General features: G+C 43.2%; 14 protein-coding genes. 7 read left to right on the forward strand and 7 right to left on the reverse strand.

All coding sequences use genetic code 11. From position 1 onward, the window contains the following. Nucleotides 1–160 precede the first annotated feature (160 nt). Nucleotides 161–1,297 (forward strand): hypothetical protein, encoded by a 1,137-nt coding sequence (locus G460_RS0101695; RefSeq protein ID WP_026953744.1) that lies wholly within the window; start codon nt 161–163, stop codon nt 1,295–1,297. Beyond that, nucleotides 1,263–2,300, forward strand: coding sequence for a phosphotriesterase family protein (locus G460_RS0101700; RefSeq protein WP_245578683.1), 1,038 nt, complete (start codon nt 1,263–1,265; stop codon nt 2,298–2,300). Before G460_RS0101695 ends, G460_RS0101700 begins: the two co-directional genes overlap by 35 nt. Before the next feature lie 23 nt (nt 2,301–2,323). Here G460_RS0101700 and G460_RS0101705 read toward each other — a convergent pair whose 3' ends face one another. Then, nucleotides 2,324–4,039 carry a M28 family peptidase gene (locus tag G460_RS0101705; protein WP_026953746.1) on the reverse strand — a complete coding sequence of 572 codons (1,716 nt, stop codon included), beginning with the start codon at nt 4,037–4,039 and terminating at the stop codon, nt 2,324–2,326. Nucleotides 4,040–4,342: 303 nt separating this feature from the next. Between G460_RS0101705 and guaA the strand changes: the two genes are divergently transcribed. The 4 genes from guaA to G460_RS0101730 all read left to right on the forward strand — a co-directional run bounded on the left by guaA (nt 4,343) and on the right by G460_RS0101730 (nt 9,330). After that, nucleotides 4,343–5,872 carry a glutamine-hydrolyzing GMP synthase gene (guaA, locus tag G460_RS0101715; RefSeq protein ID WP_026953747.1) on the forward strand — a complete coding sequence of 510 codons (1,530 nt, stop codon included), beginning with the start codon at nt 4,343–4,345 and terminating at the stop codon, nt 5,870–5,872. A 144-nt stretch (nt 5,873–6,016) separates the two neighbouring features. After that, on the forward strand, nt 6,017–7,669 hold the full coding sequence (locus tag G460_RS0101720) for a type 1 periplasmic-binding domain-containing protein (RefSeq protein WP_026953748.1): 1,653 nt from the start codon (nt 6,017–6,019) through the stop codon (nt 7,667–7,669). Next, entirely contained in the window at nt 7,666–8,958 is a 1,293-nt protein-coding gene (gene hemL / locus G460_RS0101725; protein ID WP_026953749.1) for a glutamate-1-semialdehyde 2,1-aminomutase, read from the forward strand. The genes G460_RS0101720 and hemL overlap by 4 nt, the downstream gene beginning before the upstream one ends. Nucleotides 8,959–8,976: 18 nt before the next feature. Continuing rightward, nucleotides 8,977–9,330, forward strand: a complete 354-nt coding sequence (locus tag G460_RS0101730) for a Spx/MgsR family RNA polymerase-binding regulatory protein (RefSeq protein ID WP_026953750.1) — start codon at nt 8,977–8,979, stop codon at nt 9,328–9,330. On the opposite strand, the gene G460_RS0101735 is transcribed toward G460_RS0101730, so the two are convergent. The 5 genes from G460_RS0101735 to G460_RS0101760 all read right to left on the reverse strand — a co-directional run bounded on the left by G460_RS0101735 (nt 9,327) and on the right by G460_RS0101760 (nt 16,870). Continuing rightward, on the reverse strand, nt 9,327–10,709 hold the full coding sequence (locus G460_RS0101735) for a c-type cytochrome domain-containing protein (protein ID WP_051315870.1): 1,383 nt from the start codon (nt 10,707–10,709) through the stop codon (nt 9,327–9,329). The genes G460_RS0101730 and G460_RS0101735 overlap by 4 nt on opposite strands. Then, nucleotides 10,702–11,574 (reverse strand): sugar phosphate isomerase/epimerase family protein, encoded by an 873-nt coding sequence (locus tag G460_RS0101740; RefSeq protein WP_026953752.1) that lies wholly within the window; start codon nt 11,572–11,574, stop codon nt 10,702–10,704. Before G460_RS0101740 ends, G460_RS0101735 begins: the two co-directional genes overlap by 8 nt. A gap of 1 nt (nt 11,575) precedes the next feature. Next, nucleotides 11,576–13,075, reverse strand: a complete 1,500-nt coding sequence (locus G460_RS0101745; RefSeq protein WP_026953753.1) for a DUF1501 domain-containing protein — start codon at nt 13,073–13,075, stop codon at nt 11,576–11,578. 1 nt (nt 13,076) lies between these two features. Continuing rightward, nucleotides 13,077–15,815 carry a DUF1553 domain-containing protein gene (locus tag G460_RS0101750; protein ID WP_051315871.1) on the reverse strand — a complete coding sequence of 913 codons (2,739 nt, stop codon included), beginning with the start codon at nt 15,813–15,815 and terminating at the stop codon, nt 13,077–13,079. A gap of 107 nt (nt 15,816–15,922) precedes the next feature. After that, nucleotides 15,923–16,870 (reverse strand): NAD-dependent epimerase/dehydratase family protein, encoded by a 948-nt coding sequence (locus tag G460_RS0101760; RefSeq protein WP_026953755.1) that lies wholly within the window; start codon nt 16,868–16,870, stop codon nt 15,923–15,925. Nucleotides 16,871–17,009: 139 nt separating this feature from the next. On the opposite strand from G460_RS0101760, the gene kbl reads away from it, so the two are divergent. Next, nucleotides 17,010–18,206: a glycine C-acetyltransferase gene (kbl, locus tag G460_RS0101765; protein ID WP_026953756.1), complete on the forward strand. Its 1,197-nt coding sequence runs from the start codon at nt 17,010–17,012 to the stop codon at nt 18,204–18,206. Nucleotides 18,207–18,281: 75 nt separating this feature from the next. Here the strand turns inward: kbl and G460_RS0101770 are convergent, their stop codons facing one another. Next, nucleotides 18,282–19,004, reverse strand: a complete 723-nt coding sequence (locus G460_RS0101770) for a DUF5715 family protein (RefSeq protein ID WP_051315872.1) — start codon at nt 19,002–19,004, stop codon at nt 18,282–18,284. Nucleotides 19,005–19,055 lie beyond the last annotated feature (51 nt).

Genomic DNA, 19,055 nt, shown 5'->3' on the forward strand with positions numbered 1-19,055 from the left:
GGGATAATAGATATGTATATCTGACGAAAGACTTTTTGAATCTGATACAAGCTTGAGAAATTCAGGTGATTACTTTGTTCTGGACGGTTGAATTAAAATAGTTTTAGTTCAAAATTTCCCTAGAATTTCATAAGTTGATTTAGTTTTTAATTCTCATTTTATGAAAAGTCAACTAGTTCTCATTTTTCTTGTTTTGCTTATTTCTTGTGGACAAAAATCACAAGACTCCGTACCCACAGATTATGTGCCTGAACTAGTGGTGGTGGACAGTTTGGTCATCGACCATATGACCGAATTGGTCATGCTGGATATTAAAAATAAGCAGGAGGCGTATTTGTTTTATGATTTCAAAACAGATGAATTGGTTCATGTGGACTCTCAAGGAGAAATTATCCAAAAAGTCAATTTAGTGAAGGATGGAAAAGATACTTACAAGTCACGATATTTTCTAAGCGCTCACTTTCATGATGATGGAGGTTTTTTGATCATCACAAATTCCAAAGCATATTATTACGATGTTGATTTTAATCTACTTAGATCGTCTGATTTAGACTTTTATTTGGTAACTAGTAGTTTTTTAAAGACGAGTGCGCTAGAGATTTTTAATTCTTACATGTATACTTTTTCGGTAGAACGAGCAGAGACCAAATCTATCTCTGAAGGTGAAAATATGAGTACTTCTTATCCATTTCTGGCAAGCCGGGAGAAGGAAACATTTTCAATAATTGCATCTGCTTTTATTCCCGAAACAAGTAAAATGGCGCTTCATCCAGGGAAGTATTTCGCTTTGGATCCATATGTTGAATTGCGAAATGATAAGCTTCACGTCCTCTTTCCGATGTCTCCTGAGTTGTATGTTTATTCATTTCCGGAGTTGATGTTGGAGAAAACAATTTCTTTAAACCCCAATACAGATCACTACAAACAAGCAATGCCAAACAATCCTGATGTGAATTTTGATGGATATTTTGAAAAATTGGCAAGTTCACATTATTTGACTTTCGGCTATTCCAATGGATACCTACTGACACAATATGATGGTGCTGCTCCGCAAGATGAAGTAGAAGCTTTACCGAAAAATGTGTTGGGAGATGCGTATGCAGGTTTGGAACGAAAGTACAAAAGCAGAAGGTTTTATCAGGTTTTTAAAGATGAGCAAAAGATATGGGAAGGAGAGTGGCCAATCAAACTAGAAAAGCAGGATGGGCTGCTTTATTCATACAATGCCAAAGCTGGTGAGGATCCAAGTGCAATTGAAAAAGATGTACAGACACTTTACTTTTATGAACTACAATGATTTCATCTCGATGAGAGCCATTCTTCTACTCTTCTTTTCATTGTGCATTTCTTGTCGGTCCTCCGTAGATCCAGAAAGACAAATTCACACAGTCTCAGGAATGCTTTCAATAGATTCTCTCGGCCTTACCTTGATCCATGAGCATATGCTGGTGGATTTTATCGGAGCAGATTCTGTGTCTCCTTCCAGGTACAATCAGGATGAGGTGATCGAAAAGGTATTGCCTTACTTAGTGGAGGTGAAGAAGCATGGAGTGAAAACAATTTTTGACTGCACCCCATCTTACTTGGGAAAAGATCCTGTTTTGCTGCAAAAGCTCAGTGAACTGTCCGACATACAGCTGATCACAAATACAGGTTTTTATGGAGCTGTAGGAGGTAAGTATCTACCTGAATACGCTTCCAGCGAATCGGCTGAGCAACTAGCCAAGCGATGGACTGCTGAGTTTGAAGAGGGAATAGACAACACAGGAATCAAGCCTGGATTTGTCAAGATTTCGGTTAATGAGGAAAGTCCCCTTCGGGAGATTGATGCGAAACTCGTCAAAGCTGCCGGACTTACCCATCAGCAAACCGGCTTAACCATCGTTTCGCATACTGGAACTTGGTCCACTGCGAAACAGGAAGTGGAAATTTTGGTGGAAATGGGGGTAAACCCTTTCGCTTTCGTATGGGTGCACGCTCAGGCGGAGCAGGACTTTCAGAATTACTTGGAAGCGGCCAAATTAGGAGTTTGGATCAGTTTGGATGGGATTGGCTGGAGTGTGGATGAATACGTGGACCGATTAGTTTTTGCCAAGGAAAATGGATTTTTGGATCGTGTTCTAATCTCCCATGATGCTGGATGGTACGATCCTTCCAAACCCAATGGGGGAGATTTTCAGCCTTTTACCAATATCTTCGAAAAGCTGATGCCAGCCTTGGCTACGCATGGATTTGAAGAAGCCGATTGGGAGATGCTTCTGAAAGAGAATCCGAGAAGGGCTTTTTCAAATCCTCAATAACTCAACACATACATTTTTCAAACCTACAGAGTAAGTATAATTGACTGATACGCGACTTCCAGCTTTTGCTTTGCCAGCTTAATGGATTGCTGCAGTTCTGGCTCTGAAGAAAGATCAGTTGTTGTCTCCAAGGTTTTCAAATAATAGTCTTTCCAAGTTTCCAAAATCAAGGTTTGCTCTGCTGCATCAGCGCCGTTTGCCAGTTCTTTTTTGCTCAGAATAGCTTCCAACTGCAGTCGGGCGATTGCTTTTCCGAGCAGTTCCTGTACAAGTGCATCGCCTGTTTTCGCATCTGCATTCAACAAGGTAAAGGCAGAAACCAAAGCCGCCGTCCCCACATTAACCATCGTTTCGGCAGATACTTTGTCCAGACGGTCATTATCGGTATGGTAAAATTGGTCTGTGAAGTGCCACAGCAGCAAACCCGGAATATCGGCCTGTAAAAAAGGAGTATGATCTGAGCCACCTTCGAATGGATTGGTTTTGACTACCCAATCGGCATGTTTGCCTTGAGCTTCAAAGTTGCTGATGATAAAATCATTGAGGTAATGAGGCTTCATGTCTTCAACCTTTAGCGGTCTGCCACCCCATTCGCTGTGTTTCTCATCTCCACGCGTCCAGATGGCACTCGGATCAGGCATTTTTTCGATTAGAAAAGTCCCTCCTGTCAAGGTTGTGTTTTCTCCAACCATATCGAGAGAAATCCCCCAATTGATCTCGGCCTCTCTTTTTTCCTTTTCTTGAATGTAGCGGCGGGTAGAAATGATCTCATCTCCCCAGAGGAAAGTCAAGGTTCTTTTCAAGTCCAACTCTCCGTTGCTAACGAGATCAGCCGTAATTTTCGCCATTTCCAACTGAGTGCCGACACCAGTGGCATTGTCATTGGCGCCGGGTTCTTGGATATGGGCGGAAAAGACAAGGCTTTCCAGCGGTAATTCAGAACCTTTGACATTGGCGACTATGGTCAGTTCTTCTGATTCATAGATTTTGGTTTGGACTTTTGCGTTTACTTCGACTTTTCCCTTTGCAAGGGCTGCTTTGAGTTTTTCTTTGGCTTCGAAAGAAAGCGCCATCGCCCAAGTCGGCTGATCCGCATCGTAGCGCAAGCCGCGGAATTGGATAGAGGTGATGTTTTTTTCAGGTTGCAAATAGCCAGGCATATCATATGTCAAAGCCCCCAGAGCGCCTTTCTCTAGAATAGCCGATTGCAAGCTTCTGTACCCGACCTGGTCAGAAAAAAGGATTTTTCCAACCAAATCGACCTTATCCAAGTCTTCCTTGCTTACGATGTAAACGACTTCACCCGTCACCCCTCCGGCAGGAGTGGAGCTCGAATACATATAGATCATGTTGCGATTGGTCTCGGAGGAAAGTAGCAAGCCTTCCGTTCCGACGATTTGTAGGGAGGAAGTCACTGGTTCCCAAGTGGGACGGCTCATCTCTCTGGTTTCGATTCTATAGGTCAATCGATCATTTTCACTGGCATTCTCTTCCAATACATAGCCCGCAGCTTCTAGTTTTTCGGCAATTAGGTGAACCGAATTGTTGAACCCTGTATTGCCAGCTATTCTCCAATATTGCTCCACAAAGGCAACAGTCTCGTAGGCCAAGTCTCCTTTAAATTCTGGACGTACCAGTTCGAAATAGGTGTTGGTCAACTTTTGAACGGGCGATTTTTGAGCAATAGCCTGTTGAAAAGTCAAACTTAAAAGCAGGAGAAGGAGGGATTGGAACTTCATGATCTGGGTTTACTTAGTTGGTTTTATTCCCCTAAATACTTATTTATTTTTTGAAAACGGAAAATTTATGTTGATTGTACCTATTCAATGTACCAAGTCCAAAGTACCAAGGAGCGTGACCTAAAAAGTTTAAAGCTTAGATCTTCAACATATCACGTTCACTCTCGAACTATCATCTTCCAACCTTTGAATCAATCTTCCAATCTTGTAATTTTTCAATCTTACAATTGATCTCGCCAAAGATTCTTCTGTAAAATTTTGCAGATCATTTCCTCAGTTTGCTCAGCCTGCTTACCTTTGCGCATGGCAGAACAAATCCTTATCCTAGATTTCGGTTCTCAGTACACGCAACTCATCGCCCGACGAGTTAGAGAGCTGAATGTTTATTGCGAAATCCACCCCTATAATAAAGTCCCAGAGATCAGTTCCGATATCAAAGGAGTGATTCTTTCAGGCTCTCCATGCTCCGTGCGTGATGCAGATTCTCCTGATTTGGACTTGGATGTTTTCCGTGGAAAACTCCCTCTCTTGGGTGTTTGCTATGGTTCTCAGCTTTTGGCTCAGAAATACGGCGGAGAAGTACTTCCATCTGAAATCAGAGAATACGGTCGTGCCAACCTGAGTCATATCGACAATCATTACGATTTGTTGAAAGAAATGAACCACGGTTCGCAGGTATGGATGTCTCACGGAGATACTATCAAGGATCTTCCATCTAATTTCGAAGTGATCGCCAGTACGGACTCTGTTCGTGTGGCTGCTTTCAAAGTGAAAGAAGAAGAAACCTACGGGATTCAGTTTCACCCGGAAGTGACTCATTCTACAGAAGGCAAAAATCTCTTGAGAAACTTTGTAGTAGGTATCTGTGGATGTGCTCAGGACTGGACTTCTGATGTATTCATTGACGCTACTGTAGCCGATCTCAAAGAGAAAATCGGTGCTGACAAAGTGGTGATGGGACTTTCTGGAGGAGTTGATTCCTCAGTAGCTGCGACTTTGATTCACCGAGCAATTGGCGATCAGTTGACCTGCGTGTTTGTGGACAATGGTTTGCTTCGCAAAAATGAATTCGAAGAAGTTTTGGATTCCTACAAGCACATGGGACTCAATGTGATCGGTGTGGATGCCAAGCAGCGATTCTATGATGCTTTGGCTGGAGTGACGGATCCGGAAGCGAAGAGAAAGGCCATCGGTCGTGTTTTTATTGAGGTTTTTGATGATGAAGCCCACAAAATTGACGGCGTAAAATGGCTGGGACAAGGCACCATCTATCCAGATGTGATCGAGTCAGTGTCTGTCAAAGGTCCTTCTGCTACGATCAAATCTCACCACAATGTGGGTGGTTTGCCTGATTTTATGAAGCTTTCAGTTGTTGAGCCTTTGAATACTTTGTTCAAAGACGAGGTTAGAGAAGTGGGTCGTGCACTAGAAATCGTCGAGACCATCATTGGAAGGCATCCTTTCCCTGGCCCGGGATTGGGAATCCGTATTTTGGGTGATGTCACTGCGGAAAAAGTAAAAACATTGCAGGAGGTGGATCATATTTTCATCAAAGGTCTGAAAGATCATGGTTTGTATGACGATGTGTGGCAAGCAGGAGCGATGCTTCTACCGGTTCAGTCTGTTGGAGTGATGGGAGACGAAAGAACCTACGAACGCGTAGTTGCTTTGAGAGCTGTTGGCTCTGTGGATGGCATGACTGCCGACTGGATTCACTTGCCTTATGAGTTTTTGGGCAAAATCTCCAATGATATCATCAACAAAGTGAAGGGCGTCAACAGAGTGGTGTATGACATTTCTTCCAAGCCACCAGCGACGATCGAGTGGGAATAAGATTTCGAAGTACGAAGTGAAAAATAAAATGAAAGCCCGGAGACTCATCTTCGGGCTTTCTTGTTTGAGTATTTTGGCTCAAACTTTGGGTTTGGAAATAATGGCTTAAATTTGCCTCACTTGTTTGACTCACACCCACGATTGATGAGAAAATTAATTTTCCTGCTTCCGGTTTTTTTGATTTGCTTGGAAGCATGGTCCCAGGCTGTTCCGGAAGGGTATCAAAGAGCCCAGGTTTTGTTGAATTCCGGAAGTCATTGGGAAGCAATGAATGCTTTCAAGGCCTTTTTGGATGCAGATAAATATGGCAATTTGGCTAATTACGCGGCATTTCATGGAGCAGAAGCTGCATTGGCCGCCAATCAGCCCAATCAGGCAGTTGATTTTTTACAACCGCTGACCACTAGAAATTGGAAGGAGAAGGATAAAGCCAAGTACCTTTTGTCAAGCGCCTACTTTCAAAACAGTCAAAATCTTGAAGCACTGAGACTGATTCCCCAGATTGGGGACGAAACACTCCAGAGCCAAGCTCAAGATTTATCCTATGAATACCTTTCCAAGGCCAGTCCTGATTTTTTGATTAAAAATTTGAAGGAATTTGAAGCTCAGCCAGCCTATGTGGCGGCTCTTAGCTCGGTTCTTCGCAGTCAAAATATCCTTTCGTCAGAAGAAAAGGCTTTATACTATGAACTGCAGGGGATCGGAGCGAATGTCGGTTCATCTCAGCAAAAAGATGAAGTTTTAGACGTTGTCGTGATTTTGCCGTTTACTGATTCCAATTCCGGTCAGGTTTCTCCGAGTTCATTTACTTATGAGCTTTTTCAGGGGATACGATTTGCAGTGAACAAGCTGAAAAGAGATGGAGTGAAAGTCAGCTTGACGAGCTTTGATTCGCAGCGAGATTTGAATCACGTGAGAAGTGTCCTGCAAGAGCCTGCAGTGGCAAATGCAGATGTGATTCTGGGACCTATTTATCCTGATGAGTCAGATTTGGTCAGTGCTTTTGCGGAGTCAGCGCAGATACCTTTTATTCATCCTCTATCCAATCTGGGAGAGCGATTTGTGGGCAAGCAGTACAGCTATCTTTTCAGGCCTTCAGCTCAAAACCTCGTAGAAGGAATTGTCAATAATCTGAAAGCCAGAAGGTGGGGGCAGAGAGTGGCTGTAGGATATAGCGGAAGCTCAAGAGATGAGAAAATGGCCATGCTACTAAATGAGCGATTGCCTCAAGAAGGGTTTCGATTGGTAGATATGCAGTCATTGAACTCGCGAAATGCGCCTGAGTTTCTTGCGGATTTGGGAGTGAAGCCAGGTGCCGATAGTGCTTCTTTGGACGTGGATCAAGTGATTATTTTGACCGATGATCCGGCTATTGCGCAGCCTACTTTGGCGCTGATCGAGTCTGTGACTACCAGACTTCCCATCTTGGTGATGGACTCATGGTTAGGTTTTAATTTTGCCAATTATGAAATGCTGGAGTTTCCCAATTTTTATTTCATTTCCAATAATACTCCTGGACTGGACAAAGAAGAAATGAAGGTTTTCAAGACGGAGTTTTATAATCGCAATTTGACCTTCCCAAGCATGAATGCGATGCTGGGTCGCGAATTGGTCTATTGGCTTTCGTCAAATCTCAAATCCACCTTTGCTTTTGATCTTCGTAGAAGTCTGGATCAGCAGGTCTTCCAGCCAGGAAAACTTACTTGGGGATTCAACTTCCAAAACAGTAATTCAAATCAGTATGTACCTGTTTTCTCAGTGGAAACAGGAGAATTGAAACCTCTCATAAATCAATGAATATTTCAGTAAGCAAGCGGCTATTTGCCCATGCCCAGAATTTTATCCCAGGTGGAGTCAACTCACCCGTTCGAGCATTTCGGGCGGTAGGTGGAGATCCGATTTTTATCAAAAGAGCGGATGGAGCCTATATCTTCGATGAAGATGACAACCGATACATCGAGCTGATCAATAGTTGGGGACCGATGATCATCGGGCATAATCATACTTTGATTCGTGAAGCAGTCATTCAGGCAATGGAAAATGGGACTTCCTTTGGAGCACCCACTGCCCGTGAGATAGAAATAGCAGAATTGATCATCAATATGGTGCCGTCTGTCGAAAAAGTCAGAATGGTCAACTCTGGAACTGAAGCTACTATGTCGGCAATTCGTGTCGCCAGAGGCTATACCGGAAGGGATAAATTCATTAAAATGGAAGGTCACTATCATGGACATGGAGACTCATTCCTGATTGCTGCGGGGTCCGGGGCCATTACGATGGGGAATCCTGATTCACCAGGGGTGACCAAGGGCACTGCGAAAGATACACTTTTGGCTCCTTACAATTCTTTGCAAGCGATTGAGGAATTGGTGAAAGCCAATAAAGGTGAGATTGCTGCCTTGATTTTGGAGCCTGTTCCTGGCAATATGGGTTTGGTTTTACCAAAGCCTGGATATTTGGAAGGATTGAGAGAAATCTGTACCCGAGAAGGGATTGTCTTGATTTTTGATGAAGTCATGACCGGCTTTAGATTAGCTCCTGGAGGTGCTCAGGAGTTGTTTGGAGTGACTCCTGATATGACTACACTCGGTAAGATCATCGGAGGAGGTATGCCTGTGGGAGCCTATGGTGGTAAAAAGGAAATCATGGATCATGTCTCTCCAGCTGGACCTGTATATCAGGCAGGGACGCTGTCTGGCAACCCGATTGCCATGGCAGCGGGATTGGCGATGTTGAGACATCTGAATGCACAAAATGGAGTTTATCTAAAGCTCAACGAAATAGGAGCCAAGCTTTCTGAAGGGATCAAGCAGATCAATCAAGAATTGGGCTTTCAATATACTGTCACACACTTGGGAAGTATGTATTGTCTCTACTTTACGGATCAGGAGGTGATTGATTTTGAAACAGCCAAAAAATCCGATACGGTTTTGTTTGGGAAGTACTTTCAGGCTATGCTTCGAAGAGGTGTATATCTGGCTCCAAGTCAGTTTGAAAGTTTGTTTCTTTCTACAGCATTGAAAGACGAATTGATCGACAAAATCCTGCTAGCTCACCGAGAAAGTATGGTAGAAATTCATTCTTAAAATAGAAAAAGAGTAATCATGTCAGTAAAAGTTTACGGGATCAAAAACTGTAATACCATGAAAAAGGCCTTCACTTTTTTGGAAGAAAAAGGAGTGGCCTATGATTTTATCGATTATAAAAAGCAAAAGCCAAGCGAGGAATTATTGGAAGGGTTTCTGGAAAAAGTTCCTTTGGAAAAATTGGTCAACAAAAAAGGAATGACATACCGAAAGATGGATGAGGCACAACGAGAAGCTTTGGAATCCAAACAGTCGGCTCTTCCCATTTTGGTAGAAAACTCCAGTATGATCAAAAGGCCAGTGATCGTTTATGGCGATGGAAGTATTACGCTTGGTTTTGATGAAAGCGAGATCGAAAGTCAGCTTTCTTAATATACGATTGTATCTGTAGCCAATTTGGGAAGCAGGTAGTTTCCTCTTTCCAAATAAAAGCTGAATTCTCCGGCCAGTTCATTTCCGGAAGCTGGAGTATCAAAAACAAAAACCTTTTCTAAGCCCGGGTGATTTCGAAGCGATTCCAAGTGCTCCAATGTCACCTGGGTTTTGTTTAAATAGAGATTTTTTAGGTTTTCATTTTTCAACAGCTTTTCCAAACCCTCTCCAGAGATTCCAGTTTCGTTTAATTTCAATACCGTCAAATTAGGAAATCCGACAAGCTCATCGAGACTCTGATCTGTAATTTGAGTTCTTGACAGGTCCAAAAATGCCAATTGCTCCTTTACAGGATTTAGTTTTTCCCAATCTGCATCTGAGAAAGACGATAAGTTGATACAGGAAATCATGATCCAATTGGACTCTTCAGATATTGGTTCGGCGAAAAATCCTGATTCTTTCAAGACATTGAGATTATCCTCCGGCACAGAGCTGACGGCTGTAGTAGGATAGAAAGGAGTTTCCTCTTTCTTGATGAAAGGCTCCAAAAGTTCCGGCTCAATACCGGCATCACCTAGTTTTGATTCGGTAGTGCCTCCTAATGAGATCCAATGTTTGATCAGCTCAATCTCTTCCGAATGCAACTGGCGTTTTTCTTTGGGAGGCATGTGGTCATCATCTTCCTTTGGCAATACGAGTCGTGTGAAGAGTGAACTTTGTTCGGGATTTCCCCCTGTCAATACCAATCCATCTTCTCCACCTTTCAGCAGTGCATTGTATTCGGAGAGATCCAGATTCCCTTTTTTATTCCGTGAATTATGGCAACTACTGCAGTTTTGATTGAGGATAGGTTGGACTACATCTTCGTAATAGACCAGCTCCTCCCAGCCAATTTCCGGGATTTCCAGGCCTTTGTTGGCTGTAGTTTCATAGCCCAAGAAATTTTGGACTTCAGCAGGAAGCGGTTCTATCAAATAAGTTTCACCATGAGTGATATTTCCTCCGAGATGACCGGTGAAAAGCATTAACGCGAAGAGAGCCCCTGACTTTAATTTATAGAATGAGGTAATGGAATTGTACTTGTTGATTTCATAAAAAAGGTAGAAAGAGAAAAGTGCCGTAGTACATCCAAAATAGAAATGAAACTGCACAGATTCCCAGCTGAATCCTTCATACTGATACTGGAGAAAACCTGAAATGGACGACAAAACAGCCGCAATTGCCCCCAGCAAATATGCCAGTCGAATAGAGTCAAGGTGCTTGTTTTCTCCTTTTTTACTCAAGAATACCAAGATGATCCCAAAGGCCAAAAAGCCAATCGGAAGGTGGACCAGGATAGGATGAAACCTTCCAAAAAGGGGAAATACAAAATCAATCATTCAAACTCGCTTTGATCAGATCCTTGATGTAAACATTGGCTGCCCATTGGTCTGCAATCGGAACATTGGAAAACGGCACTGTCGGTAAATAGGGAGGGGGACCAAACTCCGTCGTGATGGTAAAGACATCTCCGGGGTAATTTTGGATGATTTCTTTCCAAATGTCTACATGTACAGCCACCGCCCGATTCCATTCCGGAGCAGCTGGATTGTTGACCTGAGGGCCTTCTGCAAACCCTACTCTAGCGTGAATGTGATCGACCTGTGGGAGAATAGGTTGGAGAAAGGGATCGTTTTTCTGTAGTAGTCTTTCATGGACCACCATCCAATGACTGATATCTAAAGTGAGTTTTAGTTCTGGAAATGCTTCCAACATTTCCAGCGTAGCCGGAAGCGAATAGGAAAATCTTGCTCTATGCGTCTCATGGATCAGCGGAATTCCTGCTTCATCTGCTATTTTCTGACCAGCTTGGAGGAAAGCTAAATTTTGCTCCAAAGTCCAGAAATCATTGCCGGTATGACTATTTACTTTTACAGGATTCCAAGTATGGATGTATTTCAATCCATCTTCATAGGCCTTCAACGCCTCTTCAAATGGAAGACCTTTGTTGGTTCCGTGAAGAAAAATTATTTTTAGATCATATTTTTCTAGACCTGCTTTTAGTTTTTGTCTGGCTTCATCCGAGCCTGGCATCCATACTTCAATACCATCATAACCGGCTGTTTTTGTTTTTGCTAGAAAATCGTCAATCGGAAGCTCATTTCCCCAATCGGTTTGGAAAAAGAGTATTTGCTTTTGAGCAATTGAATTGAATGAAATGGTAATGAAAGTGAATGCTAAAAGCAAAAAGGGTATTCTGGGCATATTAAGCGATGATTTTTCTAATTAATTCTCCTTCTACGTCAGTCAGTCTGAATGGTCGGCCTTGGAAATCATAGGTGAACTTCTCATGGTCAAAGCCCATCAGATGAAGGATCGTGGCATGAATGTCATGGACAGAAACGCGCTCATCAATTCCAGAAAAACCAAAGTCATCTGTGATACCGTAGCTTGCACCTTTCTTTATGCCACCTCCGGCCATCCACATGGTAAAAGCATCTCCATGATGATCTCTTCCCAAGAAACTCTGTTGTTTTCCCTCCCGATTTTCCTGCATGGGTGTTCTTCCAAATTCACCACCCCAAACTACGAGCGTGTCTTCCAAAAGACCTCTTTGTTTCAAATCAAGGAGTAAAGCCGTCATCGGTCTGTCGATCTCCCGGCATTTATTTCTAAGGCCCATATCTACAGAGCCATCATGATCTGTTCCATGTGAGTCCCAGCCCCAATCATACAACTGAACTACTCGGACGCCTTTTTCGACTAGTTTTCGAGCCAAAAGACAGTTGTTGGCAAATGATTCTTTTCCGGGCTGAGTGCCATAGAGTTCATGAATGTATTCAGGTTCATCATTGATGTCCATCACTTCAGGCACCTCGATCTGCATCCTGTAGGCCATTTCATATTGATTGATTCTGGCCAGAATCTCAGGATCTCCGTATTGATTGAATTCTTCCTTGTTGACATCATTGATGGCCGAGATCAGATTTTTCTTCATGTCTCGGGACATACCATCAGGATCTTGGAGATATAGCACTGGATCGCCTTTGGACCTACACTGCACACCTTGATAAACGGATGGCAGGAATCCACTTCCCCAAACACTTTTCCCAGCATCTGGGGTTTTGCCTCCGGAGGTCAACACGACAAAGCCTGGAAGATTTTGGTTTTCTGTACCCAATCCATAAGTCACCCAACTCCCCAAACTAGGGCGTCCCAGTCTTGGACTTCCTGTTTGCATAAAGAGCTGAGCAGGTCCATGGTTGAATTGATCGGTGTGGACAGCTTTGAGGAATGCTACATCATCGATCACTTGGGAGAAGTGAGGTAAGAAATCAGAAACCCAAGCGCCTGATTCACCTTTTTGGGTGAAGTTTGCCTGAGGCCCCAGGAGATTGGGAACTCCACGGATAAAGGCAAAAGTTTTCCCTTCCAACAGTGATTCTGGACAGGGTTGATTATGGTATTTTGCCAGTTCAGGCTTGTAATCAAACAACTCCAGCTGAGAAGGTGCACCGGCCATGTGCAAATAGATGATGGATTTGGCTTTGCCACGGAAAGGAGGTGGGAGAGGAGCCAAAGGATTCAAATCCCGTTGACTCAATTCCAGTCCTTTGGGCTTGGAGTCCAATCCACATCCAAACATCAAGGGAGCTAAAGCCAGACCACCCATTTTGCTGACACAATCCATTAGAAAATGTCTTCTCGTCTTCTTTTCTAGCTGTTGCTGGGAAAGTTCTTGAATTAATTTATCTAAATGCTTCATGTCAAGGTTTCGTTAGGAATTCGTCCAGGTTCAAAAGTGCGTTGGCCACCACCGTCATAGATGCCAATTCCGGATTGATTTTCTCAAAATTGGCTGTCATAAACTCCTGCATGGATTTTGGATTTTGCTCAAATTCTTTCTTGGACACTTGATACAAGTCCTCTAATGCTTCAAGTTTCTTTGCTGAAATCTGGGTTAGCATCAGTTTTTGATAGCCATTAGCAATTCCTTTTTGAGGGTTGGAATCTGATTCGATCATCCATTTCCCTAATCGAGCCGCAGCTTCCAGATAGACTGGATCATTCAAAGTGACTAGGGCCTGTAAAGGAGTGTTGGTTACAATTCTATTGCTCAGGCAAACCTCCCGACTTCCTGCATCAAATGAGATGAAAGAAGGATAAGGGCTGGTTCTCTTTAGGAAAGTATAAATGCCTCTTCTGTACCGATCTTCACCTTGTGATTCATTCCAGGATTCGCCATTGTATACTGTTTGCCAAATTCCTTCTGGCTGAGGAGGCTTGACACCGGGTCCGTACATTTTGCTACTCAAAAGTCCAGAAACCGCCAGGGCCTGATCTCTGATTTGCTCGGCACTTAGTCTGATTCTTGGGCCACGAGCGTACCATTTGTTTTGTGGGTCTTGGCTGTACAATGCTGGCGAAACCGATGAGTTTTGCTTGTAAGTTTCGGAAGTGACGATCGTTTTGATGAGCTTTTTCAAACTCCATTCGTAGTCATTCATCGTCGTCCAAGCCAAATAATTCAGCAATTCTGGATGTGATGGAGGGTCTGACTGGGTTCCCATGTCTTCTATGGAACTCACAATTCCTCTTCCGAAAAGTTGTGACCAGACTCTGTTGACCAAAGTCCTCGAAGTCAAAGGATTTTCTTTGGAAGTCAGCCAATAAGCAAAACCAAGACGGTTTCTAGGCCAATCTGGATCCCAATCATTCAACTCAGAAGGAATGTCAGGGTCGACTTCTTGACCAAGCATCATCCAATTGCCTCTTTCAAAAACCTTGGTTTCCCGTTTCATATAATCAGGATTCTCGATCAAGATCGGAAGCTTGGTTCCATTGTAGGTGAGCAAGGATTCCCATGAGTTTTTTATTTCAGAAAATCCAGCTTGATCTTTCCCCGGCAGACTTGGAACAAAAGCAAACCAAACCAAAGCTGAAGTATTTTGTTGTGGCTTTGCATTGGGACTCACAGCAGAGATGAAAAGATCATTTCTGCCTTGAATTTCTTTGATAGGGAAGGTGTGAATTTCATCACCCCGAGTTTTATTCAAGGTGAATTTGGTCAGGATTTCTCCCTCAGGCCCTCCGATTCGGATGGTAATTTGCGTTCCATTCAAGCCACTGCGATAGTTGAGTAGCATCTGATCTGATCCCTGAGTATCGATATTTCGGAAATAGGCTGATCCTCCATTCCAGAGTCCTAGCCATTTGGTGTCGATCAGTTCGGCTTTATCAAAATCTGTGGCAATGTGCGATTCATACTTCGGTTCGTAGAAAGTCAGGAAGTCTTCTCTCTTTCTAGCAGCTGCTTGACTCTCATTTTCCGCTACCCAATTGACAATTTTGGAGACTTCTGCTTCTCCTTTTACGTCGTAAAATCTCAGTCTCGGCTCTTCGTCGTGGGTATCTTCATCCCGGGTATTGTTGAAAAAGGCCAAGGATTCATAATATTCCTCAAAGCGTATCGGATCATAAGGATGACTATGACACTGAACACAAGCCATCGTCGTACTTTGCCAAACCTCGTAAGTCGTGTTAACACGATCCAAAACAGCCGCTACGCGAAACTCCTCGTCCTGCGTTCCGCCTTCATCATTGTTCATGGTATTGCGGTGGAAAGCCGTAGCTGTGAGTTGCTCCTGAGTAGGGTTTGGGAGTAAATCTCCGGCTAATTGCTCAATAGTAAATACATCAAAGGGTTTGTCCTTATTCAAAGACTGAATTACGTAGTCTCGATATGGCCAGACTGTACGAGATACATCCCGCTCGTATCCCTTAGTATCAGCGTACCTAGCCAGATCTAGCCACCAAGAGGCCCAGTTTTCACCATAGCTTGGCTGTTCTAGAAGATAGTCAACGGCTTCATTGTAGCTGATTTTTTGGTTTTGGTAAAGGTTTACTAACGAATCAGAAGGTGGAAGTCCTGTAATATCCAGCGCTGCTCTTCTCAAAAGTTTATTAGGGTCTTCTTGTGGTGAAAAACTCAGCCCTTGTTCATCCAGTTTTTCGGCAACGTAAAAATCAATAGGGTTTGGAGAGGTTGGAGCTTCATCAGAAGAAAGTCCAGCCTCTAGGATAGAGCTCTGTTGTTCGTGTTTTTGCACTTGTTCATAAGCCCAATGTTTGCCCCAGTTTGCTCCTTGATTGATCCAGTCCTTCAAAAGGTCGATTTCTTCTTTGGAAAGTGCCGGCTTACCATAGGGCATTCTCAGTTCCGGGTCTGGATCTGAAAGCCGCTTGATCATCTCACTATTAGTGGCGTCACCAGGGATAATGGACGGATGTCCCGATTCTGTCACGGCCAGAGCCTCTTCTTCGAAAAGCAGGCTAAATCCACCACTTTTTTTGACTCCTCCATGACAGGAAATACAATGCTTATTGAGAATAGGCTTGATCTCAGTACTGTAATCGACCTTCTTTTCGGGAGCTAGTAGGTAGGCCGCTACTACTCCCAAGATCACCAGTCCAGTCGTAAAGGCTATGGTATTATTTTGGGTCATAAAGATGGATTCTCTTTTCAGGGAACCGAAAAATAGGCAAATTGCCCTAAGTCAAAAAGCTTTTTCAACAAAAAAGCCCGAATTGGTGTTTTCGGGCTTCGTTGCTTTTAAAATTTAAAGTTGGGTAGATTTTCCAAAATATCTTTGGTCATCTCGTCCAGATCAAAATCCGGCTTCCAGCCCCAATCCTTTCTTGCGCAGCTGTCATCGATGCTATCAGGCCAGCTGTCTGCGATACCCTGACGGAAATCAGGTTGGTATTCTATCTCAAAATCAGGATGGAATTTCAAGATGCTTTCATAGATCGCCTTTGGATCAAAGCTCATACCTGAAAGATTATAACTGGATCTGATTTTCACTGATTCTGATGGAGCATGCATCAGATCCAATGTAGCTTTGATAGCATCTGGCATGTACATCATCGGTAGAGAACTGTCTTCCCTTAGAAAGCAGGTGAATTTCTCTCCAGCCAAAGCTTTGTGATAGATGTCTACCGCATAATCGGTCGTGCCACCACCTGGTAGAGATTTGTATCCGATCAGCCCTGGATAGCGAAGGCTTCGCACATCTACACCATATTTTTGGAAATAGTATTCACACCACCTTTCTCCTGCTTGCTTTGAAATGCCATACACGGTATTGGGCTCTTTGACGCAATACTGAGGCGTATTGATTTTGGGTGTATTGGGACCAAATACTGCAATAGAAGAAGGCCAGTAGACTTTTTCCATTTTAAACTCTCTTGCCATTTCCAGCACAAAGAGCAAGCTATCCATGTTGAGGTCCCAAGCGAAAAGTGGTTTTTTCTCTCCCACTGCTGAAAGTACAGCCGCTAGGTGATATACCTGCTTGATCCCTTCTTTTTGGATCAATTCTTTGGCTTTCGCTTGATCCATAATATCCAAAGCCTCAAATCTGCAGTAATCAAATTTTGATCTGGCGGATTCGTGGAGATCTGTGGCAATCACCTGATCCCCACCGTAGATATCACTCAATGATTTTGTCAATTCTGATCCAAGCTGACCAGCCGCACCGATTACCAGTATTTTTTCCATCGAAGGGAGATTAAATAGCCCGACATCCTTCCCGGGCTTTTGTTTATATTTGGATTTGCTTGCGCAAAAGTATAAAAAATCAGAGGGTCAAAAAGTCTTTTGATCTATGGAAACCGAAATTAATTAACCTCTTTTTATCATGTACGATCAGATCAAACCCAAATTGGAAGCAGAAATCCAATCCATCAAAGACGCAGGTCTTTTTAAAAATGAGCGGGTTATCACATCTCCCCAAGCTGCAGAAATCACCATTACAGGCGGTAAATCCGTGTTGAATTTCTGTGCCAATAATTACCTAGGCCTGTCTTCCCATCCCAAGGTGATAGAAGCAGCCAAGGCTGCGATTGACACGCATGGATTTGGAATGTCTTCGGTTCGGTTTATCTGTGGTACTCAGGATATTCACAAGCAATTGGAGCAGAAGATTTCCGAGTTTTTGGGTACAGAAGATACCATTCTATATGCTGCTGCCTTCGATGCGAATGGGGGTGTATTTGAACCCCTATTGGGACCAGAAGATGCGATCATTTCTGATGCTCTGAATCATGCTTCCATCATCGATGGAGTGAGGCTTTGCAAGGCCATGAGATTTCGCTATGAGCATAATAACATGGAGGATCTGGAGACGCAGCTGAAAGACGCAGTTGCCAAAGGAGCCAAGCAAAAAATTATCGTTACGGATGGTGTATTTTCTATGGATGGTACCATCGCGCAATTGGATAAAATCGTAGCTCTCGCCGAAAAATACGAAGCTTTGGTGATGTCAGATGAGTGTCACTCCACGGGATTCATGGGTAAAACCGGTCGTGGTGTACATGAGCATTGTGATGTGATGGGTAAGATGGATATCATCACGGGTACTTTGGGGAAAGCTCTGGGAGGTGCTTCAGGTGGATTTACTTCTGGCAAGAAGGAGATTATCGAATTGCTTCGTCAGCGATCTAGACCTTATCTATTTTCCAATACGCTAGCGCCTTCTATCACTGGGGCCTCAATTGCTGTTTTTGATCTGTTGACAGAGACGACTGAGTTAAGAGATAAGCTGGAGGAAAATACACTTTACTTCAGAGAAAAAATGACTGCTGCCGGTTTCGATATCAAGCCAGGTACGCATCCTATCGTGCCGGTAATGCTCTACGATGCAGTATTGTCACAGCAAATGGCTGAAAAACTATTGGAAAAAGGAATCTATGTGATTGGTTTCTACTATCCTGTAGTCCCAAAAGGACAGGCTAGAATTCGGGTTCAGATTTCTGCAGGACATGACAGAGGACATTTGGATCAGGCAATAGAAGCCTTTACTGAAGTTGGAAAAGAGTTGGGTGTGATTAGTTAAACTCTCAATTGAAGAACATCAAAAAAGCCGGAATTCATTGACTTGAATTCCGGCTTTTTTTGTGAAACTTGAGTACTATCGAACAGTGACGTGATAGCAGCTTTGCTTTCTTTCTTTGATGAAAAAGATTTTATCTTCTTTTTCAAATTCTTTTAGTATGGTTTCCAGCTTGCGCTGTTTTTTGCCATTCCAACTTTTCTTTCCGTTGAATCGAATGTAAGAGATGTCAAAGGAAACTCCATAAGAATGCGAACTGACACCTGATGTGGCGTTTCTATTTCTTTTCCGAAGACTGGATTGCTGCTCAGGAGTACGCGTGACTGAAGTAATGGTGAAATAACTGTCGCCATCGGTTAAAGTCTGGAAGGCTATGCCTAATTCCTCTAAAATTACTTTGGAGTATGGGGTGATGTAAGGATGGCTATGTGTCAGAGGCATTACTTCGTAACCTGTACCTTTGTCTACCAAGACCAGTTTCTCTTCTTCGATCAGGTTTTTGAAATGATTGTTGTCCTCGATTAATCCAAATCCATTATGTTCGGCAGCATACAAGTGCTTGTCATATTCTTTAGTAATCAGATTTTTAGGGATAGGAGGGACGACTCGAGGCATCGGAACTTCTATCTCGATCGGTTGGATTTTTTCTGGCTTTACAGGTGCTTCTGTGACAGAGGTAAGGGTAGAATAGGTTTCTTTCAGTTGTTTTTTCAACTCCGGCATATAGGCTTGGGTGGCCCAAGCTCCGGCTGAAAAGAGTACTACGAATGCTGTAATTTGAATGAAAGGAGGTCTTTTCATTGATTAGTTGAAATCCTAATTATTATTTAGTCAATGATTTTCTGTGTGAAG

The organism is Algoriphagus vanfongensis DSM 17529 (assembly GCF_000429465.1).
GTDB lineage: Bacteria > Bacteroidota > Bacteroidia > Cytophagales > Cyclobacteriaceae > Algoriphagus > Algoriphagus vanfongensis.

Bases quoted from the DNA above. Each gene is read 5' to 3' on its own strand.
- G460_RS0101695 (WP_026953744.1), top strand. From the start codon at position 161: ATGAAAAGTCAACTAGTTCTCATTTTTCTTGTTTTGCTTATTTCTTGT.
- G460_RS0101700 (WP_245578683.1), top strand. From the start codon at position 1,263: ATGTACAGACACTTTACTTTTATGAACTACAATGATTTCATCTCGATG.
- G460_RS0101705 (WP_026953746.1), bottom strand. From the start codon at position 4,039: ATGAAGTTCCAATCCCTCCTTCTCCTGCTTTTAAGTTTGACTTTTCAA.
- guaA (WP_026953747.1), top strand. From the start codon at position 4,343: ATGGCAGAACAAATCCTTATCCTAGATTTCGGTTCTCAGTACACGCAA.
- G460_RS0101720 (WP_026953748.1), top strand. From the start codon at position 6,017: ATGAGAAAATTAATTTTCCTGCTTCCGGTTTTTTTGATTTGCTTGGAA.
- hemL (WP_026953749.1), top strand. From the start codon at position 7,666: ATGAATATTTCAGTAAGCAAGCGGCTATTTGCCCATGCCCAGAATTTT.
- G460_RS0101730 (WP_026953750.1), top strand. From the start codon at position 8,977: ATGTCAGTAAAAGTTTACGGGATCAAAAACTGTAATACCATGAAAAAG.
- G460_RS0101735 (WP_051315870.1), bottom strand. From the start codon at position 10,709: ATGATTGATTTTGTATTTCCCCTTTTTGGAAGGTTTCATCCTATCCTG.
- G460_RS0101740 (WP_026953752.1), bottom strand. From the start codon at position 11,574: ATGCCCAGAATACCCTTTTTGCTTTTAGCATTCACTTTCATTACCATT.
- G460_RS0101745 (WP_026953753.1), bottom strand. From the start codon at position 13,075: ATGAAGCATTTAGATAAATTAATTCAAGAACTTTCCCAGCAACAGCTA.
- G460_RS0101750 (WP_051315871.1), bottom strand. From the start codon at position 15,815: ATGACCCAAAATAATACCATAGCCTTTACGACTGGACTGGTGATCTTG.
- G460_RS0101760 (WP_026953755.1), bottom strand. From the start codon at position 16,870: ATGGAAAAAATACTGGTAATCGGTGCGGCTGGTCAGCTTGGATCAGAA.
- kbl (WP_026953756.1), top strand. From the start codon at position 17,010: ATGTACGATCAGATCAAACCCAAATTGGAAGCAGAAATCCAATCCATC.
- G460_RS0101770 (WP_051315872.1), bottom strand. From the start codon at position 19,004: ATGAAAAGACCTCCTTTCATTCAAATTACAGCATTCGTAGTACTCTTT.